20 protein-coding genes are annotated in these 22,295 nt (G+C 72.6%); 8 read left to right on the top strand and 12 right to left on the bottom strand.

The annotated features are described in order from the left end of the window. Positions 1-5: 5 nt before the first annotated feature. Positions 6-434, bottom strand: coding sequence for a DUF4233 domain-containing protein (locus ACT3SP_RS07200; protein WP_444586581.1), 429 nt, complete (start codon positions 432-434; stop codon positions 6-8). Between the two features lie 2 nt (positions 435-436). Further along, entirely contained in the window at positions 437-1,786 is a 1,350-nt protein-coding gene (locus tag ACT3SP_RS07195; protein ID WP_444586580.1) for a bifunctional folylpolyglutamate synthase/dihydrofolate synthase, read from the bottom strand. 325 nt (positions 1,787-2,111) lie between these two features. Here ACT3SP_RS07195 and ACT3SP_RS07190 point away from each other — a divergent pair, with 325 nt between their 5' ends. Beyond that, a complete protein-coding gene (locus ACT3SP_RS07190) occupies positions 2,112-2,882 on the top strand; it encodes a hypothetical protein (protein WP_444586579.1) in 771 nt (256 codons plus the stop codon). Further along, entirely contained in the window at positions 2,879-4,459 is a 1,581-nt protein-coding gene (locus tag ACT3SP_RS07185; RefSeq protein ID WP_444586578.1) for a WXG100 family type VII secretion target, read from the top strand. Before ACT3SP_RS07190 ends, ACT3SP_RS07185 begins: the two co-directional genes overlap by 4 nt. 68 nt (positions 4,460-4,527) lie before the next feature. Here ACT3SP_RS07185 and ACT3SP_RS07180 read toward each other — a convergent pair whose 3' ends face one another. From ACT3SP_RS07180 to ACT3SP_RS07165, 4 genes are all read right to left on the bottom strand, one after another. Continuing rightward, positions 4,528-4,971, bottom strand: a complete 444-nt coding sequence (locus ACT3SP_RS07180) for a hypothetical protein (protein WP_444586577.1) — start codon at positions 4,969-4,971, stop codon at positions 4,528-4,530. Between the two features lie 65 nt (positions 4,972-5,036). Further along, a complete protein-coding gene (gene ileS / locus ACT3SP_RS07175; RefSeq protein WP_444586576.1) occupies positions 5,037-8,333 on the bottom strand; it encodes an isoleucine--tRNA ligase in 3,297 nt (1,098 codons plus the stop codon). A gap of 292 nt (positions 8,334-8,625) precedes the next feature. Beyond that, positions 8,626-10,200 (bottom strand): sensor histidine kinase, encoded by a 1,575-nt coding sequence (locus ACT3SP_RS07170; protein WP_444586575.1) that lies wholly within the window; start codon positions 10,198-10,200, stop codon positions 8,626-8,628. A gap of 4 nt (positions 10,201-10,204) precedes the next feature. Further along, positions 10,205-10,957: a response regulator transcription factor gene (locus ACT3SP_RS07165; RefSeq protein ID WP_444586574.1), complete on the bottom strand. Its 753-nt coding sequence runs from the start codon at positions 10,955-10,957 to the stop codon at positions 10,205-10,207. Positions 10,958-11,174: 217 nt separating this feature from the next. Here ACT3SP_RS07165 and ACT3SP_RS07160 point away from each other — a divergent pair, with 217 nt between their 5' ends. Both ACT3SP_RS07160 and ACT3SP_RS07155 read left to right on the top strand, forming a co-directional pair. Beyond that, positions 11,175-11,498 carry a hypothetical protein gene (locus tag ACT3SP_RS07160; protein WP_444586573.1) on the top strand — a complete coding sequence of 108 codons (324 nt, stop codon included), beginning with the start codon at positions 11,175-11,177 and terminating at the stop codon, positions 11,496-11,498. A gap of 137 nt (positions 11,499-11,635) precedes the next feature. Beyond that, positions 11,636-11,908: a 2Fe-2S iron-sulfur cluster-binding protein gene (locus tag ACT3SP_RS07155; protein ID WP_444586572.1), complete on the top strand. Its 273-nt coding sequence runs from the start codon at positions 11,636-11,638 to the stop codon at positions 11,906-11,908. Positions 11,909-11,945: 37 nt separating this feature from the next. Here the strand turns inward: ACT3SP_RS07155 and ACT3SP_RS07150 are convergent, their stop codons facing one another. The 6 genes from ACT3SP_RS07150 to ACT3SP_RS07125 form a co-directional block, all read right to left on the bottom strand. After that, positions 11,946-12,170 (bottom strand): hypothetical protein, encoded by a 225-nt coding sequence (locus tag ACT3SP_RS07150; RefSeq protein WP_444586571.1) that lies wholly within the window; start codon positions 12,168-12,170, stop codon positions 11,946-11,948. A gap of 204 nt (positions 12,171-12,374) precedes the next feature. Beyond that, positions 12,375-14,321, bottom strand: coding sequence for an ABC transporter ATP-binding protein (locus ACT3SP_RS07145; protein WP_444586570.1), 1,947 nt, complete (start codon positions 14,319-14,321; stop codon positions 12,375-12,377). Beyond that, positions 14,321-15,160 carry an SDR family oxidoreductase gene (locus ACT3SP_RS07140; protein WP_444586569.1) on the bottom strand — a complete coding sequence of 280 codons (840 nt, stop codon included), beginning with the start codon at positions 15,158-15,160 and terminating at the stop codon, positions 14,321-14,323. The genes ACT3SP_RS07145 and ACT3SP_RS07140 overlap by 1 nt, the downstream gene beginning before the upstream one ends. Positions 15,161-15,235: 75 nt before the next feature. Next, positions 15,236-16,141, bottom strand: a complete 906-nt coding sequence (locus ACT3SP_RS07135; RefSeq protein WP_444586568.1) for a cation diffusion facilitator family transporter — start codon at positions 16,139-16,141, stop codon at positions 15,236-15,238. Next, positions 16,138-16,608 (bottom strand): ArsR/SmtB family transcription factor, encoded by a 471-nt coding sequence (locus ACT3SP_RS07130; RefSeq protein ID WP_444586567.1) that lies wholly within the window; start codon positions 16,606-16,608, stop codon positions 16,138-16,140. The genes ACT3SP_RS07135 and ACT3SP_RS07130 overlap by 4 nt, the downstream gene beginning before the upstream one ends. A gap of 96 nt (positions 16,609-16,704) precedes the next feature. Continuing rightward, a complete protein-coding gene (locus ACT3SP_RS07125; RefSeq protein ID WP_444586566.1) occupies positions 16,705-18,054 on the bottom strand; it encodes a dicarboxylate/amino acid:cation symporter in 1,350 nt (449 codons plus the stop codon). Between the two features lie 137 nt (positions 18,055-18,191). Here ACT3SP_RS07125 and ACT3SP_RS07120 point away from each other — a divergent pair, with 137 nt between their 5' ends. The 4 genes from ACT3SP_RS07120 (at position 18,192) to ACT3SP_RS07105 (ending at position 22,277) form a co-directional block, all read left to right on the top strand. Continuing rightward, positions 18,192-18,986, top strand: a complete 795-nt coding sequence (locus tag ACT3SP_RS07120; RefSeq protein ID WP_444586565.1) for an ABC transporter permease — start codon at positions 18,192-18,194, stop codon at positions 18,984-18,986. Next, the gene (locus tag ACT3SP_RS07115; RefSeq protein WP_444586564.1) at positions 18,979-19,821 is read left to right on the top strand and encodes an ABC transporter permease; all 843 of its coding nucleotides are present in this window, start codon (positions 18,979-18,981) and stop codon (positions 19,819-19,821) included. The genes ACT3SP_RS07120 and ACT3SP_RS07115 overlap by 8 nt, the downstream gene beginning before the upstream one ends. Further along, positions 19,818-20,834 carry an ABC transporter ATP-binding protein gene (locus ACT3SP_RS07110; RefSeq protein WP_444586563.1) on the top strand — a complete coding sequence of 339 codons (1,017 nt, stop codon included), beginning with the start codon at positions 19,818-19,820 and terminating at the stop codon, positions 20,832-20,834. The genes ACT3SP_RS07115 and ACT3SP_RS07110 overlap by 4 nt, the downstream gene beginning before the upstream one ends. A 123-nt stretch (positions 20,835-20,957) precedes the next feature. Beyond that, positions 20,958-22,277, top strand: a complete 1,320-nt coding sequence (locus ACT3SP_RS07105; protein ID WP_444586562.1) for a hypothetical protein — start codon at positions 20,958-20,960, stop codon at positions 22,275-22,277. Positions 22,278-22,295: the final 18 nt, after the last annotated feature.

Genomic DNA, 22,295 nt, shown 5'->3' with positions numbered 1-22,295 from the left:
GCCGCTCAGTGCGCCGTTCCCTCGCCCCGCTGCGCGTCCTCCTGGGCGCGGGCGGTGTGCACCTCGCGGTCGACCGTGTCCTTCTCCGCATCCAGCTGGTGTCCCTTGACGGCCCCGTAGGCGTACAGCGCTGCGAAGAGGACCCCCACCACCCACATGGCGGTGACCTGGAGTCCCAGCAGGATCACGGGCAGCTGGAGCGCCAGGCCCAGCCAGTACGGCCAGGCGCCGCGGGTGAGCATCCCGGAGCAGGCCAGCAGGGCCAGTGCCGTGAGCAGACCCCACGCCCAGGTCAGAGCGCGGTCGTCAGGCACCAGCTGATGAGCCACCAGCACCGCGAAGAACACGACGAAGGCCTCGCACACGAGCATGGTCGCGGAGATCATCCGCTGCGCGCCGTGCGGACGGGTCGAGGGGGTGAGGTCGAGGTCCACGCTCAGTCCTCCTCCGGCACGCCGAGCAGATCGCGCACCTCGGCGGCGACGGTCACCGACCCGGCCACGACCACGCCGCCGAACTGGTCGCCGTCGAGCTCGGCGAGGTCGACCGCGGCCTGGATCGCATCGGGCAGGCTCGCCTGCTCGATCACGCGGTCCTCGTCGTCGAAGATCTCGCGCGCGAGATCCGCGAGCCGGTCGGTGGGGATCGCGCGCGGCGAGCTCGACTGGGTGATCACCACGCTGTCCAGCAAGGGCTCGAGCACGTCGAGGATCTCGGAGGCGTCCTTCTCCTCCAGGATCCCCACCAGGCCGACGGTGCGGGTGAAGCGGAAGTTCTCGCGGACCGTCTCGACCAGGGTGAGGGCCCCGGCCGGGTTGTGGGCGGCGTCCAGGAGGACCGTCGGCGCCTGCCGCACCACCTCGGCACGTCCGGGCGAGGTCACGCCCGCCAGCGCCGCGCCCAGCATCTCGCCGTCCAGGACGGTGCTCCCGCCGCCGAGCAGCGCCTCGGCGGCGGCGACGGCGAGCAGGGCGTTGCGGGCCTGGTGCTCGCCCAGCAGGGAGAGGAAGAGGTCCTCGTAGCGCCCGGCGATTCCCTGGAGGGACATCATCTGGCCGCCGACGCCGGGCGTCCGGGAGAGCACCCCGATCTGGCGGTCCTCGATCGCGGCCTCGGCGCCGAGCTCGTCGATGCGCTCGCGCAGCACGTCCGCGGCGTCCTCATAGGGCTGGGAGGCGAGGATCGCGGTGGCGTCCGCGGTGAGGATGCCGGCCTTCTCCCCCGCGATCTCGGCGATGGTCTCCCCGAGGTAGTCCTGGTGGTCCAGGGAGATCGGGGTGATCACGGCGACGTCCGGAGCCACGGCGCCGGTGGCGTCCCAGGTGCCGCCGAGACCTGTCTCGACGACGGCGACGTCGACGGGGGCGGAGGCGAAGGCCTGGAAGGCCATGGCCGTGAGGTACTCGAAGTAGGTCAGCGGCGGCCCGCCGGCGGCCTCCGACTCGGCGTCGACGATCGCGGCGAACGGTTCGACGTCGCGATAGGCCTGGAGGAAGCCGTCCTCGTCGATCGAGGCGCCGTCGATCGCGATCCGCTCGACGGGCGATCGCAGGTGCGGGCTGGTGGTGCGTCCGGTGCGCAGCCCGGCCTCGCGCAGGATCCGCTCGAGGATGCGGGCCGTGGTGGTCTTGCCGTTGGTGCCCGCGATGCGGATCGAGCGGTAGGAGTTCTGCGGGTCCCCCATCAGCTCCATCACCCGGGTGATGCGGGACAGATCCGGCTCGATCCGGTTCTCCGGGGCGCGCTCGAGCAGCGCCGCGTAGACCTCTCGCAGCTCGGGCGACATGGCCGGACGGGACGGACGGGGCACAGCGGCTCCTGGGTGGGACGGGCGGGTGGGGCGCGGATCAGTGTACGAGGAGCGGCTGGGACCGTTCCTCCCCACCACTGCCCCGTCCACAGAGAGCGGCCGGGACCCCGACGGCGCCGTCGGCCTCCCTACGCTCGGAGCATCCGACGGGCCGGTCCCCTCCCCGGAGACCTCCCGGGAGTCCCGGGCCGACGGCGCCGGATGGGGAGTACTGCCCATCGTCGGACGCCCTGGTGACGCATAGCCTCGGACCATGGGTGCGCCGGGGCACCGACCACGACGACGAACGGGGATCTGGACCATGCCACCTCTGACCGCCCATGTGGAGCAGGCCGCGCGCTGGGCCCACGACGACGCGGACCCGCCTGATCGGTGGAACCCGGTGTACCGCGCCCTGCTCCCCGCGCCCCCGGGCGGGGCCGAGCAGGTGCCCGACGAGGTCGACCTCGATCTCGTGGTGAGTCAGCTCTCCGCCCCCGCGCTCCTGGTGGTCGCGGTGACCCACGAGGGGTCGACCCGCCGGCTGCGCGCGGCGCTGTCTCCCCACGGGGCGACGCTCGAGTCCTCCCGGGACGAGGGGGCGTCCACCTGGTGGTCCGTGCCCGTCGAGCAGGTGCCCTCAGCGATCGGGGAGCTGCTCGCCGAGGCCGGCATCGCCCCGGCGTCACCGCACCTGACGGTCGCCGGCGACGCCGCCGGGCTGACCCTGACCCCGTCGCAGATCGCGCAGGTCCAGGCGTCGCTGGCCGCCGGCAGCCCGCCCGAGGAGGCCTTCGGCGCCGTCGAGGGATCGGACCCGCGTCTGCGCGACGCCCTCACCGCCTCCGGCCCCCGCATCGCACTGTCCCTGACCCTGCACGACGCCTCGGGCGTCGTGACCGAGGACCCGGTGAACTGGTCCCGGCTGTGGGTCCGCGGCGAGCTCGGCCTCTACCGGACGGGCTCCACCGGCTCCGCGCTGCCGGTCGTCCAGCCCGTCACCGACGGCGACGTGCTCGGATCGGTGCTGCCGGTCCTCGAGCAGGGTGTGCGGTTCGCCGCCGCCCGCGACGCCCGGGGCGGTGCGCGATGACCGCCTTCCTGGGCATGGACACCGCCCGGATGCGCGAGCACGCCGAGCGCCTCCGCGGCGCCTCCGGCGAGGTCGAGGAGATCAGGGCCCGGCTCGACGCCGCGGTCCGGGGCGTGCCGTGGGTCGGTCCGGACGCGGACACCTTCTGCGGGCGCTGGAACGAGCTGTCCTCGAACCGACTCGCCGCCGTCTGCGACGAGCTCCTCGCGCTCGGCGATCGCGGGCTCGGGGAGGCGGAGCAGCAGGACGTCGCCTCGGACGCCGACGGGGCCGACGGCGGCAGGGGCCGGAACCCGAGCACCATCCCCCGCTCGGACTCCTCGGAGTCCAGCAGCGGGTACCGCCATGCGGACAACCCGTGGCTCCCCGACTGGCTCGAGGACCCGCTCGAGGGCGCGGTCTCCGGCCTCGCAGGACTGATCTCCGACGGCATCGGACGGGGGTTCGACACCGGCATCGATCTGCTCGAGGGCGGGCTCGGGCTGTTCGGGGTGAACACCGAGGGGATCGGGCAGTTCCAGCGGGACGCCGACCACTTCGGCGGGATCCTCGAGGACTGGGCCACCGGCGAGCGCGTCCCGACGATCGCCGAGCTCGGCGCCGCCGGCCTGCTGGCCGCAGGATCGGCCGGAGTCGGCGCGTACGAGGCGATCACCGGCACGGACACCCCGCTGCTCGATGACCGCCCCGGCGGGATCGTCGAGTCGGTGAGCACCGACACGACGCCCACGCAGGGCCCGCAGACCCTGCAGGACCTCGTCCTGGAGAACGACGCGCTGCGCCTGGACAACCCGGGCGGCCCGCTCGAGAACGGACAGATCGGCATCCAGGAGGTCCACCGCACGGGCGGCGGGGACCCGGCGTACATCGTCCAGGTCCCGCCCACCGAGGGCGCGGCGCTCTCCGACGTGCCCGGCGCCTACGGCGAGCAGGGCAACTCCCGGGACTGGGGCTCGAACCTGCGACTGGTCGCCGGGCAGCACCCGGCGGCGATGGACGATGTGCGAGCCGCGATGGAGTCCGCCGGCGTGCCTCCGGGGGCCGACGTGATGATCGTCGGCCACTCGCAGGGCGGGATCGTGGCGAACCACCTCTCGGCGGATCCGTCCTTCAACAGCGCCACCGGCGAAGCGGGCACCTACAACGTGACCCACACGTTCTCGGTCGGCTCGCCGGTGCAGACCGTCGTCCCGGCGCAGGGGTCGACCCAGTCGGTGAACGTGAACCACGAGGGAGGGATCGGGCCCGGAGGGATCAGCGGGGATCTCATCCCCGCTCTCGACCTGGGCGGTGCACAGGTCGACGGCGGAACCCTCGGCGCTCCCAACAGGCACGAGGTCTCCCTGCCGGGATACCCCGTCCCCTCCCTCGACCCGATCAGCATCCTCGAGTCCAACCATGATTCGGTGGGGCTGAGCGGAGAGGCCGAGGGCGGGTACTCCGGCAGCGTCGGCCGCGCCGTGGCGACCGATCCCACGCTGTCCGCCCTGGAGCGGGATCTCACGGGCGAGTATCTCGGGGACGGCACCTATGTCGCCGAGTCCCATGTGGTGACGGTGGGCCGCGGCGAGCCGTGAGCGGGCGGCGACCGATCCGGGCCCTGCCGCCACGGGCCCTGCCCCCGCAGCCGCTCCCCCGCCCGTGCTCAGCTCAGGCCGTACCTGCCGTAGAGGGACTCCGCCGTGACCCGGTCGCGGCGCGGGTCCTCCCCCGCCACGTCCGGGTCGAGATCCAGCGGGGTCAGCTCCTCCCCGCTGTCGAGCATCCCGGAGATGCCTCCCACCCGGAGGCTCCGGGCCTCCGCCTCGGCGAGCTCCGCATGGACGACGGTGACGATGCGGCGCATCACCTCGTCAAAGATCTCCAGCCCTCCCTCGCGGTCCTCCGCCGCGAGGGAGACGGTGCCGCTGAGGAGTCGCTCGAAGGTCGCGCCGTCGGCCATCCGGAGCTCCGCCGAGGAGACGCCGTCGACCTCCGCGGCGGCCTCCTCGGTCGCTGCGACGAGCTTCTTCCGTCCGCTGCCGCATCCGCTGAGCAGCGCAGTCGCGGCGGCAGCCGCCCCTCCCAGTAGTCCGCGTCTGCTCACCATGCTCATCTCCTCGTCCGACGGCTCACGACAGAGCATGCCATGTCCGCCGCCGGAACCGGTCGCGATCAGGCGCGGACCACGGAGACCGTGACGGTGCCTCCGGTGACCTTCTCGCTCGCGCTGTGGGCACCCTCGAGCGGGGCCGCCGGGACCGTGAGATCGCGGGCCAGCACCTCGCCGGCCACCAGCTCACGGTGCGCGGCGACCGCCGCGACGACGGACTCGTCGCCGTCCACGGTCAGCCGGATCCGGTCGGAGACGTCGAACCCCGCCTCGCGGCGGGCGGACTGGATCGCGCGCACCACGTCCCGGGCGGTCCCCTCGGCGGCGAGCTCGTCCGTGACACGGATGTCGAGGGCGAGGAAGTCACCGCCGCGCAGCACGCCGACGCTGCGGCCCTCCAGGGCCGCGGTCTCCCCGGCGACGAGGTCCAGCGAGTACTCGCCCTCCTCGAGCGCGATCCCGCCGGAGACGACCTGCCCGGCCTCGTCGACGGACCAGTCGCCCGTCTTGGACCCCTTGATGACCACCTGCACCTGCTTGCCGAGGCGCGGCCCGGCGGCGCGGGCGTTGACGCTCAGGCGCTGCTCGACGCCCATTCCCTGCGCCTCCTCGCTGGTGACGTCCAGCAGGCGCACGGACTTCACGTTCAGCTCGTCGGCGATGATCGCCGAGAACGCCTCGAGCGCGTCCGGGTCGTGGTGGACCACGGTGAGCTCGGCGAGCGGCAGTCGGGCGCGCAGCTGCTCCTTCTTGCGCAGGGCGTTGCCGGCGCTCGCGATCGCCCGCACGTCGTCCATCCGCGCGACCAGCTCCGCGTCCTGGGGGAACAGCTCGGCGTCCGGCCAGTCGGTCAGGTGCACGGAGCGGCCGCCGGTGAGCTGCTTCCAGATCTCCTCGGTGACCATGGGCAGCAGCGGGGCCGTCACCTGGCAGAGGGTCTCCAGACAGGTCGAGAGCACGTCGATCGCCTGTTCGTCGCCCTCCCAGAAGCGATCCCGGGAGCGGCGCACGTACCAGTTGGTGAGCATGTCCAGGTAGTCCTGGATCTGCTCGGCGGCGTCCGCGATCGCGAGGGCGGTCATCGACTCCTTCACCTCGCGGACCAGGTCACCGGTGCGGGCCAGCAGGTAGCGGTCCATGACGTCGGTCGAGTCGTGGCGGGTGCGCCCGCGGTACCCCGTCGGCCGTCCGTCCGCGTCCTTCTCCCCCGCGGCGTTCGCGTACAGCCCCAGGAAGTACCAGACGTTCCACAGCGGCAGCACCACGTGGCGGGTGGCGTCGCGGATCTTGGGCTCGTCGACCACGAGGTTTCCCCCGCGCAGGATCGGGGAGCTCATGAGGAACCAGCGCATCGCGTCGGCCCCGTAGGAGTCGTACATCTCGCGCACGTCGGGGTAGTTGCGCAGCGACTTGGACATCTTCTGCCCGTCCTCGCCGAGCACGATGCCGTGGCAGATCACCGAGGTGAACGCGGGCCTGTCGAACAGCGCGGTGGAGAGCACGTGCATGACGTAGAACCAGCCGCGGGTCTGCCCGATGTACTCGACGATGAAGTCCGCGGGGTTGTGGGACTCGAACCAGTCGGTGTTCTCGAAGGGGTAGTGCACCTGCGCGTACGGCATCGAGCCGGAGTCGAACCAGACGTCGAAGACCTCCTCGACGCGGCGCATGGTCGAGCGCCCGGTGGGATCGTCCGGGTTCGGACGGGTGAGCTCGTCGATGTAGGGGCGGTGGAGGTTGACCTCGCCGTGCTCATCGCGCGGCAGGGTCCCGAAGGCCTCCTCGAGCTCCGCGAGGGAGCCGTACACCTCGGTGCGGGGATGGGTGGGGTCATCGCTCTTCCACACCGGGATCGGGGAGCCCCAGTAGCGGTTGCGGGAGATCGCCCAGTCGCGGGCGCCCTCGAGCCACCTGCCGAACTGGCCGTGCTTGACGTTGCCGGGCACCCAGTCGATCTGCTCGTTCAGCTCCAGCATCCGCTCGCGCTGATCGGCGACCTTCACGTACCAGGAGGAGACCGCCTTGTAGATCAGCGGGTTCCGGCAGCGCCAGCAGTGCGGGTAGGAGTGCACGTAGCTGGCCTCGCGCAGCAGCCGCCCGGCGCGCTGGAGATTGCGGATGATCGGGCGGTTCGCCTCGAACACCTGCACGCCGGCGATCTCGTCGAGCTCCGTGCCGGCGAAGTAGTCCAGGAACTGGGCGCCCTCGTCGACGGAGACGATCACGGGGATGCCGTACTCGGCGTTGACCTGCTGGTCCGCCTCACCATAGGCGGTGGCCTGGTGGACCACGCCGGTGCCGTCGTCGGTGGAGACGTAGTCGGCCACGGTGACGATCCAGGCGTTCTGCGTGCCCCACTTCTCCCGGTCCTCGGAGTAGACCGTCCACAGCGGGGTGTACTCGACGTGCTCGAGCTCGGCGCCGGCGAAGCGGCGCTCCTCGAGAGCGGCGAGTGCGGCCTCGGCGCTCTCGTAGCCGAGCTCCTTGGCGTAGGAGCCCAGCAGCGCGGTGGCCATGAGATAGCGGCCCTCGCCCGAGGCGGTGCCGTCGGCCGATCCCAGCGGACCGGCGGGGACCACCGCGTACTCGAGCTCGGGGCCGACGGCGAGGGAGAAGTTCGTGGGCAGGGTCCACGGGGTGGTGGTCCAGGCCAGGGCGCTGACGCCCTCCAGGCCCAGCGCGGCGGCCTTCTCACCGCTGAACGGGAAGGTGACGGTGACTGTCTGGTCCTGGCGGTCCTGGTAGACGTCGTCGTCCATCCGCAGCTCGTGCGCGGACAGCGGCGTCTGGTCCTTCCAGCAGTAGGGCAGCACGTAGTAGCCCTCATAGGCGCGGCCCTTGTCGTGCAGGGTCTTGAAGGCCCACAGCACGGACTCCATGAAGGTGACGTCGAGGGTCTTGTAGTCGTTCTCGAAGTCGACCCAGCGGGCCTGGCGGGTGACGTAGTCCTCCCACTCCTTGGTGTACTTCAGCACCGAGGCCTGCGCGGCGTTGTTGAACTCCTTGAGCCCCATCGCCTCGATCTCGGACTTCTCGGTCATGCCCAGCTCCCGCATCGCCTCGAGCTCGGCGGGCAGGCCGTGGGTGTCCCAGCCGAAGCGGCGGTCCACCTTGTCGCCGATCATCGTGCGGAAGCGCGGCACGACGTCCTTGACGAAGCCGGTGAGCAGGTGCCCGTAGTGCGGCAGACCGTTGGCGAAGGGCGGGCCGTCGTAGAAGACGAACTCCTCGGCGCCCTCGCGCCGCGCGATCGAGGCGCGGAAGGTGTCGTCGACGCGCCAGAACTCCTGGACGGCGTTCTCGAGCGCGGGCAGGTTCGGCGAGGGGACGAGCGGGTCTCCGCTGACCGGGTAGACCATGGGGACGGACCTCCGAGAGGGAACAGGGCGATGGCGGCATCGACGACATTGCTGTCCGAGGACGCTTCCCGGCGCGGAGCCGATGGCGCGGTACCACCTCGGTTGACACCTCGTGCGCCGACGGATGCGGCGCAGGGGTCTCCCCTCGTTCCTCAGCTGTGACGGGCTGGTCCCGGCGGGTTCTACTGGGCCTGCGCCCGCGAGCGGGCGGTGGGCGGTTCTTCCCGCGGCTCTCCGGTGATGGCCGGGTCGATGCCGATGGCGGTCAGTGTACGCACTCGCTCCCGACGGGTCACGCGGCGGCGAGCGGAAGAGACACGGTGAACACGGTGCGCCCCGGGCGCGAGTCGACGCCGATGTCTCCGTCATGGGCCTCGACGACGGCGCGCACGATCGAGAGCCCGAGCCCGGTGGTCCCCTCGCGCCCCGAGCGGGCGCGGTCGGCGCGAGCGAAGCGCGAGAAGACGTCGGGCACCAGCTCGGGGTCGATGCCGGGACCGTCGTCGATCACCGAGAGACGCGCCCGAGTCCCCTCCCGGCGCAGCCGGACGTGCACGGCCGTCCCCTCCGGGGTGTGCTTGCGCGCGTTGGAGAGGAGGTTCACGACCACCTGCGTCAGCTGGCGCGGATCGCCCTGGACGAGCACCGGGGCGTCCGGGACGTCCACGTCGTGCCGGTGCCTCGGAGCGGCCGCGCGGGCGTCCATCACGGAGTCCATCACCACCTCGCCGAGATCCACCTCCTCCCGCGCCTGCGGCGCCCCGTCGTCGAGCCGGGTCAGCAGCAGCAGGTCCTCGACCAGGGAGGTCATCCGGCGCGACTGCGCCTCGAGCCGCTCGACGGACTGCGTGCCGTGCTCGCCGAGCTCCTCCGTCAGGCGCAGCATCTCGGTGTAGCCGCGGATCGCGGTGAGCGGGGTGCGCAGCTCGTGGGAGGCGTCGGCGATGAAGCGGCGCATCCGCTCCTCGCTCAGCTGCCGCGTCGCGATCGCGGTCTCGACGTTGTCGAGCAGGTGGTTGAGCGCCCGCCCCACCTCCCCCACCTCGGTGCCGGGGACGGTGTGCTCGGGCCGCACCCTGTCGTCCAGGCGCACGCTGCCGCGGTCCAGCGCGGTGCGCGCCACCTCGGAGGCGAGGGCGGCCACGTCGTCGAGCGGGCGCAGGGTGCGACGGACGATGAACGAGCCGGCCAGCGCCGTCACTGCGAGCGCCGCGGCGCCGGCGCCGAGCAGGGTGAGGTCCAGCCGCAGGAGGGTCGAGCGCAGGGCGGACACGGGCAGACCGGTGACCACCTCGTCCCCGTCCTGATCCCCGCCCTGGTCCCCGTCCGGGGCTCCCTCGCCGAGCGGGAGGGCCACCACCCGGTAGGCGCCGATGGAGAGATCGGCCGTGATGCGGTCCCCGGCCTCGGCCCGCTCGATCGCCTGCGCGAGCAGGTCGACGTCCTCGTGCGACAGCTCCCGCGTCGTCCCGTCCTGATCGCGCCAGACGGCGGAGACGAGGTCCCCGTCCTCCCGCCGAGCGGTGAGCTCGAACTCGCCGCTGTCACCGGCGTTCTGCGCCGGGCCGCCCGGCGGGGGTGACGGGACGGAGGGGCCGTCCTCCTCGAGCTGCTCACGTCCGACGGCGCGGTCCGCGGCGCGCAGCAGCTGGGCGTCCAGCTCGGCGTCGAGCTGGGTGCGCAGGGAGGCGTGGGTGACCAGGCCGAGGACGAGGCAGACGATCCCGACGGTGACGACCAGGAGCACCACCAGGCGCCGACGGAGCGGAGCGCGGCGACCGGACGGGAGCCGCGGCGAGGACGAGGACGGGGTGGTCGCGGACGAGGGCGGGGTCGGGGGCGGCGGAGGAGTCCGGGTCGGGGTCATCGGTTCAGCGGGCGGGCTTGAGCATGTAGCCGGCGCCGCGGACCGTGTGGATCATCGGGTCCCTGCCCGCGTCGATCCGTTTGCGGAGATAGGAGATGTACAGCTCGACGACGTTGACCTGACCGCCGAAGTCGTAGTTCCACACGGCGTCGAGGATCCGGGTCTTGGAGAGCACCTTCCGGGGGTTCTCCATGAGGTACTGCAGCAGCTGGTACTGCGTGGCGGTCAGCGGCACAGGCTCCCCGCCCCGCGTGACCTCATGGGTGTCGAGGTTCATCACCAGATCGCCCACCACCAGCTCGTGGCTGCTCTGCGAGACGATCCCCGAGCGCCGCACCAGCCGGTGGAGGCGCAGCAGCACCTCCTCGATGGTGAAGGGCTTGGTCACGTAGTCGTCGGCACCGGCCGCGAGGCCGTCGATGCGATCGGTGGGAGCGTCCATCGCGGTCAGCAGCAGCGCGGGGATCTCGCTCTGCAGGCCTCGGATCCGACGGAGCACCTCGACGCCGTCGAGGCCCGGCAGCATGCGATCCAGCACCAGCACGTCGAATCGCTGCCCTCGGGCGCTGCGCACCGCCTCGAGCCCGTCGTCACAGCAGGTCACCTCCCATCCGATCATCTGCAGCGGGAAGCGCAGCAGATCGGCGATCGTCGGTTCGTCCTCGACGACCAGGACTCGCACGGGACTGCCGTCGGGATGCTCGAGCCGCGGCAGGGCGGCGAGCGCGGAGAGCGCGGAGAGCGCGGAGTCTTTCATGTGGTCCCCTGAGGTGCGTCGGCCGGCGAGGGCGCCGGGCAGCAGGCTCCCGCACCCGGCGTCGATCCCGAGAGTAGCCCCGACCGCTCGACTCCGGACGGATGCCGGGCCCGGTCACAGAGAACCCGTGCCGGGTGCACAGCCCCTGCACAGCTCGACGGGGTCGGATGGGTGCCACGGCGGTCGACGGCCGCCGTTCCCACCGGGAGGTGCCGACATGGACGACGACCCCGACCTGTGCTCCGCGTCGGGCGACGAGCCGTCGCGCGACCGCGCCGGCGGCCGCGCGCCCGCCGACCGCCCCGCTCCCGGGTCCCGCGCCGGCCGCACGAGCGCCGCCGTGCTCGGCGCCGCGGCGATGCTGGTGCTGAGCTTCGGCCCCTCGGCTCTCGCCCTCAGCCCCTCGAGCACGGCGCCAGCGCCCCAGACCTCACGGGTGGTGACCTCGGCGTCGGCGCTCGGCCCCGCGGCGGCCGCGACCGCCCGGTCCGAGGACTCCCCGGAGGCGGACGCGCAGGACGAGGTCGACGCAGCGGGCTGAGCCGTGCACGAGAGGTGCGAGTGTGGGATCAGCCGCGAGGAGGCACGACTCACCCCGTCGGCCCCGCGGTGTCGTGGAAGACTGGGACCTCCACGAATCCGCCCCGTCCCGGGACGGTCGACGCAGAAGGAGCGAGGATGTCGCTGTTCGGAGAGCCCTTCACCGCGAAATGCCTGAAGTCGGGGATCACGGTCGAGGTCGAAGAGGGTCAATCCCTGCTCCAGGCGCTGCTCGACGCCGGTGTGCCGATGGACTACTCGTGCGAGGGCGGCGTGTGCGGCACCTGCGTGGTGCCTCTGGTCTCCGGCGACGTCGAGCACATGGACGAGTTCCTCATGGACGACGAGAAAGAGGATCAGATGATCACGTGCGTCTCCCGCGGAGAGGGCGAGATCGAGATCGACGTCTGAGCCGGAGCTCCCCGGCCTCCCGTCCCCCGGCCTCGCGTCACAGGCGCGGGCCGGCGACGACCCAGGCGACCCCCACCAGGCCCATCAGCGCCCCGGCCGCGGCGATCGCGAGCGGCAGGGCCATGCTCGGACCCACCACCAGCAGGGCGAGCATCCCCAGCGCGGCGGCGACCAGGAGGAGGGCGAACAGCAGCGGTCTGCCCGCTCCGGGCTTCGACCCGCGCCACCGGGGATCGGGGCCGTCGGGATGCGTCATCGCCATGCTGAGGTCCTCTCCGCCCACGGGTCCGATGGGCGCTGCGCCGCGGGAGCGGCCCCGTCGGTGAGGGGCCGGTCCCTTCGATGACCCGATCCTCCCCCGTCGTGCCGCTCCGCGGCATCCCGCGCAGGGAGGAGATCCCCCTCCCCCTTTGGTCGTACACGGGGTCGTGCGCGCCCGCTCCGCGCGGTCGCCCGTGATCGCGCCTCAGGGGTGCGCCGGAGGCGGCCCGGGCGCCTCGCCCCGGGGATCGTGCGCCTCGAGGGCGAGGACGTCGGCGCGTGCGGCGTCCGTGCCGTCGTCGTCACGACGGGCGTCCTGCCGGGCGAGCTGCGCGAAGACGCCGTCGCGCCCGACCAGCTCCTCGTAGGTCCCGCGCTCGACGATGCGTCCGCGCTGCATGACGACGATCTGGTCCGCGTGGCGGACGGTCGACAGGCGATGGGCGATCGAGACGGTCGTGCGGCCCCGAGCGGCGGCGTCGAGCGCTCCGGACATCGCCCTCTCGGTGGCGACGTCGAGGGCGGAGGTCGCCTCGTCCAGCAGCAGCACCGGGGGGTCGCGCAGGATCGTGCGGGCCAGGGCCAGGCGCTGCTTCTCGCCGCCGGAGAAGCGGTAGCCGCGCTCCCCCACCACGGTCTCGTACCCCTCGGGCAGCGAGAGGATGTGCTCGTGGATCTGGGCGATGCGACAGGCGCTCTCGAGCTCCGCGGCGCTCGCCCCGGGGCGCGCGAAGCGCAGGTTGTCCGCGATGGTGGCGTGCAGCAGATAGGTCTCCTGGGTGACCACGCCGATGCTCGCGGCGAGGGACTCCATGGTGATGTCGCGCAGATCGTGCCCGTCCAGGGTGATGCGCCCCGTGGTGGGCTCGTAGAGGCGGGCCATGAGATAGCCGGTGCTGGTCTTGCCCGAGCCCGTCGCTCCCACCAGGGCGGTGTGCCTGCCCGCGGGGACCACCAGATCGATCCCCCGCAGAGCGGGCTCCTCGGCCCCGGGATAGGCGAAGGAGACCTCCTCGAAGCGGATCTCGCCGCGCACGTCGTCGGGCCCGAGCGCGACGGCGTCAGGGGCGTCCTGGATGAGGATCGGCGCGTCGAGGTACTCGAAGACGCGGGCGAACAGGGCGAGCGAGCTGTTGACCTGGTTGGCCACCCGCAGAAGTCCGTTGATCTGGGGGAACAGCCCCGACTGCAGGGCGATGAAGGCGACCAGGGTGCCGATGGTGACTCCCTGCCCGTCGGGGTCGCCGAACAGCAGGTGCCCGCCGAGCAGGTAGGTCAGTGCCGGGAAGAGGGCCATCAGGGTGGTGAAGACGGCCATCTGCCAGCGTCCGGCCATCTCGGAGCGGACCTCGAGGTCCGCCAGGTCGCGGGAGTCCCCTGCGAAGGCCGCGCTCAGGGCCTGGGTGCGGCCCATGGTGATCCCCAGCAGGATCCCGGAGACGGACAGCGACTCCTGGATCCCGGCGGAGAGGTCCGCGGCCTTCTCCTGCCGGGTGCGCACGATCGCGCGGCGCCGACGCCCCACCCGACGGTTCATCCACACCGCGAAGGGCAGCGCCACCAGCGAGAAGAGCGTCAGCCGCCAGTCCATCGCGACCATCGCCACCAGGGCCATCAGCACCCCGGCCCCGGCGGAGACGATCTGCGTCATGACGGAGGTGACCACGGCCTGCATCGAGCCGATGTCGGAGAAGATGCGGGACTGGATCTCGCCGGTGCGAGTGCGGGTGAAGAACCCCAGCCCCATCCGCTGCAGGTGCGAGAAGACCGAGACGCGCAGGTCGTGCATGACGGACTGGCCCACACGGGTGGAGAGCATCGACTGGGTGACGCCGAGCGCGCTGGAGACCACGGTGACGGCGATCAGCCCGCCGACGGACCACGCCAGCACGTCGGAGCGCTGCTCGGGCAGGGCCACGTCCACGATCTCGCGGACCAGGAAGGGCGAGACAACCCCGGTCGCCGCGCCGAGCAGGATCAGCAGCAGCACCCCGGCGAGGGTGCCGCGGTAGGGGCGGAAGAGGGAGAGCACGCGCCGCAGGTCCGGGCGCTGGCCGGGGGCGAGCGTGAGGTCGTCGCCGAGACGGCCGCCACCGCCGCCCATCCCGCCGCCTCCCATGCCGCCGCGGCCGGACATGCCCCCGACGGTCATCACACCCCCTGGTGGCGTGCCACCCGGTGTGCGGCGGCCTGGGCGAGGGGGCGGAGGGTGACCAGGTCCAGGTTCACGTGGTGCGGCGCGTTCAGCGCGTAGGAGATGACGTCGGCGCAGTCCTCCGCCGTCAGCGGCGCCTCGACCCCGTCGTAGACGGCGTCGGCGGCCTCCGCGTCACCGAGGCGCACCAGGGAGAACTCCTCGGTGCGGACCATCCCGGGAGCGATCTCGATGACCCGGATCCTCTCGCCGTTCAGCTCGAGGCGCAGGGCCTGGGCGAGCATGTGCTCGCCCGCTTTGGCGGCGTTGTAGCCGGAGCCGCCGGGGTAGGCCTCGTGCCCGGCGACGGAGGTGAGGAACAGCAGGTCGCCGCGACCGCTCGCGCGCACGGCCGGCAGCAGGGCGCGGGTGACGCGCACCGCTCCGAGCACGTTGGTCTCGTACATGCCCTGCCACTTGTCCAGATCGGCCTCGGCCGCGGGCTCCACGCCGAGGGCGCCGCCGGCCACGTGGACCACGGAGTTCAGGGCCCCGCCGAACAGGTCCCCGACCCGCTCGACGAGACCCGCCACGGAGTCGTCGGAGGTGACATCCACGCCGAGCACCTCGCAGCCGGTCTCCGCGGCGAGCTGCTCGAGCCGGTCCTCCCTCCGGGCGACGGCCAGCACCCGCCACCCGTCGGCGACCAGGCGCTGCGCGGTGGCGCGCCCGATGCCGGAGGAGGCACCGGTGACGACGGCGGTGAGGCGGGACGGGTCGGACGCGGTGTTCGCGGTGTTCGCGGTGTTCGCGGTGTTCGCGGTGTTCGCGGTGCTGGCGGCATTCGCAGTGGTCATGACCACAGCGTACGCGGACGGAGCCGGTGGGACCGGCGCGACGGGCTCCCGGTCACGGGCACCTCCTCCGGGCGGTCACCAGCCGATCTCGAGGCATCCGTGATGGTCGCTCGGCTCGGTCTGGACGGTCGCGTGCTCGATGCCGTGGCGGTCGCGCAGCAGGGCCTGCGCGGCGTCGAGGACGGGGTGCGGGTCTGCCCCCTCCTCCACCACCAGGTGCACCGTGGCGACCTCCATCCCGGAGGTCAGGGTCCACAGGTGCAGGTCGTGCACATCGGCGACGCCGTCGACGGCCCGCAGGGCCTCCTCCACCGCGCGGGGGTCGATGCCGGCGGGCGCCGCCTGGCCCAGCACGGTCAGCACCTCCCGGGCCAGCAGCACGGCGCGCACCGCGATGAACGCGCCCACGGCGAGCGCCACCACGGTGTCCACGACCATGGCCCCGGTGAGCCGGATCAGCACCGCCGCGAGGATCACCCCGACGGAGCCCAGGGTGTCGGCGAGGACCTCGAGGTAGGCGCCCTTGACGTTCAGGCTCTCCCGGGCCCCTCCGCGCAGCATCAGCAGCACCACGAGGTTCACCACCAGGCCCAGGGCGCCGACGACGAGCATCGGACCTGTGTCCACGTGCACCTCGGTGCCGAGGCGGCGCACGCCGCTGATCCCCACGCCGGCCGCGACGCCCAGCATGATCAGCACGGCCAGCAGCGCGGCGAAGACCTCGAGGCGGTAGTTGCCGAAGGTGCGCCGACCGTCCCTCGCGGGCCGTGCGGCGAGGACCGTCGCCGCCAGCGCGGCCGTGAGGGTGACGACGTCGGCGGCCATGTGACCGGCGTCCGAGAGCAGGGCGAGGGATCCGGAGAGCAGTCCGGCCACGAGCTCGACGACGAAGAACGTGCCGATCAGCACCACCGCGACCAGCAGCCGCCAGCGATGCGCGGCGCCCGCGTGACCCGCGGCGGGGCCGTGGGAGTGGGTCATCGGGACACCTCGTCCTCGACGGCGTGGGAGGTGGTGGCGAGCCGGGGGGAGGCGGGCGCCGGTCCGGCCGACGGGGGCGCGCCCGGTGAGGGCCGTTCGGGATGCTGCATGTCACTGTGCCCGGTGTGGCGCAGTGCGACGTCCAGCAGCGTGCGCACGTGCGGATCGTCGAGCCGGTAGAAGGCCCGCCGTCCCTCGCGCCGCACCGCGACGATGCGGTGGGCGCGCAGCAGCTGCAGGGCGTGCGAGACCGCGGACTCGGACTGCCCGGAGACCTCCGACAGCTCCCGCACCCCCACCTCTCCCCCGCGCAGGGCGAGCAGCAGTCGCAGCCGGCCGGGATCGCCGAGCAGGGAGAAGACGTCCGCGAGATCGAGGATCTCGCCGTCGCGGGGACGGGACGGCAGGTCGCGTCCCGGGGACTCGTCGCGAGGGGCTCCGCTCCCGTCATCTGAACGATTGCTCATATGTTCATGATGGCATGGTCGCGTCCCTGCGTCGAGGCACGGCGGGCGGCCGCGGAGGGTCCCGGGACGCCGACGGCACCGTGCCGGCGGGAGGGTTCAGACGCCCTGCACGTGCGGATGCCCCTGCGTCTCGAGCTCGCCCTCGACCCGGCCGCGCGACAGCTTCGTCATCACGGCCGCGATCGCGCCGTCGCCCGTCACGTTGGTGGCGGTGCCGAAGGAGTCGATCGCGATGTAGGCGGCGATCATGAGGCCCACGGCGGCCTCGCCGAAGCCCAGCACCGAGGAGAGCACCCCGGCAGCCGCCATGATCGCCCCGCCCGGCACGCCCGGCGCCGCGATCATCACCACGCCCAGCATGAGCACGAAGCCGATCAGGGCGCCGACGTCCAGGGGCATGCCGGTGACGACCATGATCGCGACCGCGAAGGTGGTGATCTTCAGGGTCGAGCCCGCCAGATGGATGGTGGCGCACAGCGGCACCACGAAGTCCGCGATCGCGTCCGGGATCCCGTTGCGCTTGGCGCACTCGGTGGTCACGGGGATGGTGGCGGCCGAGGAGCTGGTGCCCAGCGCCGTCATGTACGCGGGCATCATCGTCCACAGCATCCGCAGCGGGCTGCGGCCCATCGCCCAGCCGGCCACCGCGTACTGCGCCAGCAGCACCACCACGGTCATGCCGAGCACCAGCAGGATGACGGCGAGGAAGGCCCCGACCACGGTCCAGATCTGGCCGTTCATCGTCAGCCCCAGGAACATGCCGAAGATGTACAGCGGCAGCAGCGGGATGATGATCGCCTCGATGACGCGCACCACGATCGTGCGCAGCTGCACGAAGGACTCCTGCAGCGCGCCCCGGCTCACCAGGGTCAGTCCGATGCCCAGGCAGAACGACAGCACCAGCGCCGTCATCACGTCGAACACCGGTGGGATCTCGATCTCGAAGTAGGCCGAGATCGCGGAGCCCTCGGGGTTCTCGAGCGCGTCGATGCTCGCGCCGCTCAGCATCCGAGGAAGCAGCAGGAGCGAGACGGCGAGCGCGAACACCCCGCACACGATCGTCGAGAGATAGGCGATGCCCGCCGTCGCGGCGAGCATCTTCCCCGCGCCCCGGCCCAGCTCGCCGATCGCCGGGGTCACCAGTCCCACGATGATCAGCGGGATGAGGAAGCCGAGGAAGCCGGAGAAGAGTCCGTTGAACGTGGTGAAGACGCGGGCGAGGGCCTCGGGCATCACCAGGCCCAGCCCGATGCCGAGGACGATCGCGACCAGGATGCGCGGGAGCAGCCCGAACCGGGAGCGGCGCGTGCGGGCCGCGGGCGCCGCGGAGGCCGCGTCCGACGGGCCGGACGGGCCCGACGTACCCGACGCGCCGGACGGGCCCGACGGGGACGTCGACGCCGGAGCGCCCGACGGCACGGCGGAGGAGGGGGCTGAGGAGTTCATGGGGACCGCTTCGGGGACGAGGACGGGGGCCGGGTCAGCGTAGACGCGCGCCTCCCCGCTGGCGAGGATCCTCCCCGCGAGCCAGGCCCCGCAGCTCGCTCTTGTGACAGAGGTCGCAGGGAGCTAGGATCGCGCGGATGCCCACCTACTGGTCGATCGCCGCCGCGGCCTTCCGCCAGTACTCGACCTACCGTCTCGCGACCGCCGCGGGGGTGTTCACGAACTCGATCTTCGGCCTCATCCGCGCCTCGATCCTGTTCGCGGCGATCGGCAGCGCGGGCGGGGAGCTGAACGGGTACACCGTCGCCCAGGCCGCGACCTACGTCTGGCTCGGGCAGGCGCTCCTCGCCCCCATCGAGGCCTTCGGCACCCGCGAGGTCTCCCAGCGCGTCCATCAGGGGGAGGTCGCCGTGGACCTGCTGCGCCCCACCTCCTTCCTCGGCCTCTACTACGCGCAGAAGCTGGGCCGTGCCGGCTTCCTGCTGCTGGGCCGCGGGATCCCGCCGCTGCTGATCGGGGCGATGCTCACCGGGATCGCGCTGCCCGAGGACCCGCTCTCCGTCCCGCTCGGACTCCTCTCCCTGCTGCTGGCGATCACGGTCGCCTTCCTCGCCGACATGATGGTGAACCTCGCCGCCTTCTGGCTGCTGGAGACCCGGGGCCTGACGGTGGTCTACACCGCGGTGATGAACCTGCTCTCCGGCTTCCTGATCCCGATCGTCTGGTTCCCGGACTGGCTGCTGGGGATCGCCCGGGCCACGCCGTTCCCCTCGATGATCCAGACCCCGATCGACACCCTCTCCGGCCGGGTGCCGCCGCTCGAGGCGCTCCCGCTGATCGGCGTCCAGGTGGGCTGGGTGGCGGTCCTCGCCCTCGCGGCCTGGGCGATGCTGAGCGCCGGGGTGCGGAGCCTGGAGGTGCAGGGTGGCTGAGCAGATCCCGCGCAGCGCGCAGCAGGACCGCCCCGTCTCGACGGCCCGGATGGTCCGGACCCTCTACGGATCCCGCATCCGCTCCCAGGCGACGTTCCGCACCAGCTTCCTCGCCGACGTGCTCGGTCAGGTGCTGGTGGTGGGCACCGAGTTCCTCGAGCTGTGGGTGATCCTCTCCCAGGTGGGCCTGCTGGGCGGGATGACGCTGACGCAGGTCGCCGTGGTCTACGGGCTCGGGGCACTCGCCTTCGGGATCGGGGACATGCTGTTCGGGGAGATCGACGGGCTCTCCGCCCAGATCCGATCCGGCCGGCTCGAGGTGCTGCTGATCCGGCCCGTGCCCCTGCTGCTGCAGATCTCGAGCCTGGACCTGTCGCTGCGCCGGATCGGACGGATCGTCGTGGGACTGGCGATGTACGTGACCGCGCTGGGGATCGCGGGGTTCTCGCCGACGCCCACGACCCTGCTGCTCGCCGTCCTCGCCCCGCTCTCGGGAGCCCTGATCTTCGGCGCCCTGTTCACGATGGCCGGGGCGATGCAGTTCTGGCTGGTGGACGGGCGCGAGTTCGCCAGCGCCTTCACCTACGGCGGCAACTACGTCGCCACCACCCCCGGTGCCGTGTTCGCCCTCCCGATGCGCGCCTTCTTCACCTTCGTCATCCCGGCGACTCTGATCGCCTACGCCCCCACCCTCGCGCTGCTGGACCTGCCCGGACCGGCCCTGGTCCCGTCCTGGGCCGGCTGGCTGGGCCTGCCCGTCGCGGTCCTGGCCTGGATCGCGGCCGGATCGCTCTGGCGCGCGGGGGTCCGCAGATACACAGGAGCCGGTGGATGAGCACACCCAGCAGCACGGACACCGCACCCGCGACCCCCGCACCCGCCGTCGAGCTGACGGAGCTGCGCCGCGACTACGTGGTGCGCTCCCGCACGCCCGGCTCGCGGCTCCGCCGTCGTCAGGTGGTGCGAGCGGTCGACGAGGTGAGCCTGCGCATCGGGCGCGGGGAGGCGGTGGGCTTCGTGGGCGCCAACGGTGCCGGGAAGTCCACCACCATCAAGATGATGACCGGGATCCTGAAGCCCACCGCCGGCGCCGTGCGGGTGCTGGGCCGGGACCCGGTGCCCGAGCGACGGCACCTGGCCCGGGAGATCGGGGTGGTGTTCGGCCAGCGCACCCAGCTGTGGTGGGACCTGCCGCTGCGCGACAGCTACCGGATCCTGGGGGCGATGCACCGCCTCACCGAGCGGGAGCGCACCGCCCGTCTCGAGCGCCTGGTCGAGGGGCTGGACCTGGGCGGGTTCCTGGACCGCCCGGTCCGCCAGCTCTCGCTGGGCCAGCGAATGCGCGGGGAGGTCGCCGCCGCGCTGCTGCACTCCCCCGCCCTGGTGGTGCTCGACGAGCCGACCATCGGTCTGGACATGGTCTCCAAGGAGGGGCTGCGCCGCTTCCTGCGGGAGGACCGCGCCGAGCGGGGCACCACGCTGTTCCTCACCACCCACGACATGGGCGACGTGGAGCGCCTGTGCGAGCGGATCGTGGTGGTCAACTCCGGCACGGTCGCCTACGACGGCGCGCTGGCCTCCTTCCGGGAGCGTCTCGGCGCCCCGCGGGAGCTCATCGTGGATCTCGCCGCGCCCGTTCCTGCGCTGGACCTGCCGGCGGCGGCGAGGACGGCGGACGTGGAGGCCGAGGGGATCCGCCACCGCATCTCCTTCTCGGGCGCGGAGCTCACGGTGCCCGCCCTGCTGACCGCCATCGGACGGCAGGCGGAGGTGCGGGACCTCGCGCTGGCCGAGCCCGCGATCGAGGACCTGGTACGACAGATCTACGCACGCGGCGGCCGGATCTGAGCCCCTGCGCGTTCACGGACACGCCCGTTCGCACCATCTGCCCCGCCGACGGGCGGCCGCGGAGGATACTGGACGATCACCAGTTCCGGACCGGTGCCCGCACCGTGCCCGAGGAGGAGGACCATGGCCCGCTCGTACGCCACCGTCGGACAGATGCTCACCTACGCCGTGGACCGCGCCGCCCTCTCCCCCGACCTCGAGGCGTCGGCGGAGCGTCATGTCCGGGTCGAGGTGATCCTGCGCCACATGCTCGAGTTCGTGCTGATGTCCCCGCGCAGCCGGACGGCGTTCCTGCGCACGATCGCTCGCACCGACCACACCACCGGCAGCATCGCCGCATCGGTGCGGCTGCGGAGGACCTCCCCGGATCTCGTGGCGGAGCTGCTCCCCGGCGCGGAGGGGACCGACGGCGGCTCTGACGACGGCGGCTCTGACGACGGCGCCCGTCTCGGGGTCGCCCTGCGCGTCGGCGGCCCCTTCAGCACCACCCGGCTGCGGGAGATGCGGGCCGCGCTCGGATCCTCGCCGCGGCATCTGCTGGTCGCCATCGCCCGTCACACCGACCGCGCCGATCTCGAGGGCGAGGTGCCCGAGGGCGTGGTCGCCACCAGCTGGGCGCGGGTGGGGCGCCGGATGCCGAAGGCGGACCCCGGCCATGCGCACCTGTGGGAGACCCTCGGCGAAGTGGGCGAGAACGCCGGACGTCCCGTCGTGCAGTTCCCGATGGACGCCAAGAAGCTGCTGACCAAGACCTCCACCGCCCGCGAGTTCCGCGCTCACCTGGACGTGCTGCACCTGGCGAGCCGGACCCTGCTGGGCACCAGCCCTCACTTCTCCACCCGCCGCGGCCAGACCGACGCCCACCTGCAGGCGGGCGTCGGACGCCACCGCACGGGACTCGAGTTCGGCGAGGCCGACGACGGCACCCCCGTGCACTTCGCCCGCACCGGGCAGGAGCACGTGTCCCTGGGGATCGGCCGCCTCGAGGACGACCAGGAGCGGGCCTCGGCCGAGGAGCGCCTGACCATGCTGGCGCGCCGCACGGCCTGGCGCACCGACGAGGGCTCCCCGCCGGCGGCCGGGGACCTGATCGGCGCGGCCGCCTCGCCCGAGCTGGAGGGGGCGCGACTGCTGCTCTGGTCGATCTTCAACCCGATGCTGCTGCGCGACCGCGGCTTCGACCCGGCGCCCTCCCGGCGGCAGCCCGCGCTCACCGCCACCACGATGGGGCTGCGCCTGCTGCAGCGCGGGGACGACTCCGGGACCGAGTACCGCCTGTGGGTGGGCGGGGATCGCGACTGGCGGACCCTGATCCCCCGCGTCACCCGGGAGGAGACCGCGGAGCGCCCGTCCGAGACCTACGCGATCGCTCCGCGCAAGAGCCGCTCCACCGCGGACTTCGTGTGGGAGGTGCACCGCGCCCTGCGCTCCCTGACCATCTGATCGCCTGACGCGCCCTCC

This window comes from Brachybacterium sp. AOP43-C2-M15 (genome assembly GCF_052446295.1).
Classification (GTDB): domain Bacteria; phylum Actinomycetota; class Actinomycetes; order Actinomycetales; family Dermabacteraceae; genus Brachybacterium.
Note: the sequence above shows the minus strand (reverse complement) of the source record. Positions and strands in the feature narration are given on the sequence as shown.

Coding starts and splice junctions, on each gene's coding strand:
- ACT3SP_RS07195 (WP_444586580.1), bottom strand. CDS start 1,786: ATGTCGCCCGAGCTGCGAGAGGTCTACGCGGCGCTGCTCGAGCGCGCC.
- ACT3SP_RS07190 (WP_444586579.1), top strand. CDS start 2,112: ATGCCACCTCTGACCGCCCATGTGGAGCAGGCCGCGCGCTGGGCCCAC.
- ACT3SP_RS07185 (WP_444586578.1), top strand. CDS start 2,879: ATGACCGCCTTCCTGGGCATGGACACCGCCCGGATGCGCGAGCACGCC.
- ACT3SP_RS07180 (WP_444586577.1), bottom strand. CDS start 4,971: ATGGTGAGCAGACGCGGACTACTGGGAGGGGCGGCTGCCGCCGCGACT.
- ileS (WP_444586576.1), bottom strand. CDS start 8,333: ATGGTCTACCCGGTCAGCGGAGACCCGCTCGTCCCCTCGCCGAACCTG.
- ACT3SP_RS07170 (WP_444586575.1), bottom strand. CDS start 10,200: ATGACCCCGACCCGGACTCCTCCGCCGCCCCCGACCCCGCCCTCGTCC.
- ACT3SP_RS07165 (WP_444586574.1), bottom strand. CDS start 10,957: ATGAAAGACTCCGCGCTCTCCGCGCTCTCCGCGCTCGCCGCCCTGCCG.
- ACT3SP_RS07160 (WP_444586573.1), top strand. CDS start 11,175: ATGGACGACGACCCCGACCTGTGCTCCGCGTCGGGCGACGAGCCGTCG.
- ACT3SP_RS07155 (WP_444586572.1), top strand. CDS start 11,636: ATGTCGCTGTTCGGAGAGCCCTTCACCGCGAAATGCCTGAAGTCGGGG.
- ACT3SP_RS07150 (WP_444586571.1), bottom strand. CDS start 12,170: ATGGCGATGACGCATCCCGACGGCCCCGATCCCCGGTGGCGCGGGTCG.
- ACT3SP_RS07145 (WP_444586570.1), bottom strand. CDS start 14,321: ATGACCGTCGGGGGCATGTCCGGCCGCGGCGGCATGGGAGGCGGCGGG.
- ACT3SP_RS07140 (WP_444586569.1), bottom strand. CDS start 15,160: ATGACCACTGCGAATGCCGCCAGCACCGCGAACACCGCGAACACCGCG.
- ACT3SP_RS07135 (WP_444586568.1), bottom strand. CDS start 16,141: ATGACCCACTCCCACGGCCCCGCCGCGGGTCACGCGGGCGCCGCGCAT.
- ACT3SP_RS07130 (WP_444586567.1), bottom strand. CDS start 16,608: ATGAGCAATCGTTCAGATGACGGGAGCGGAGCCCCTCGCGACGAGTCC.
- ACT3SP_RS07125 (WP_444586566.1), bottom strand. CDS start 18,054: ATGAACTCCTCAGCCCCCTCCTCCGCCGTGCCGTCGGGCGCTCCGGCG.
- ACT3SP_RS07120 (WP_444586565.1), top strand. CDS start 18,192: ATGCCCACCTACTGGTCGATCGCCGCCGCGGCCTTCCGCCAGTACTCG.
- ACT3SP_RS07110 (WP_444586563.1), top strand. CDS start 19,818: ATGAGCACACCCAGCAGCACGGACACCGCACCCGCGACCCCCGCACCC.
- ACT3SP_RS07105 (WP_444586562.1), top strand. CDS start 20,958: ATGGCCCGCTCGTACGCCACCGTCGGACAGATGCTCACCTACGCCGTG.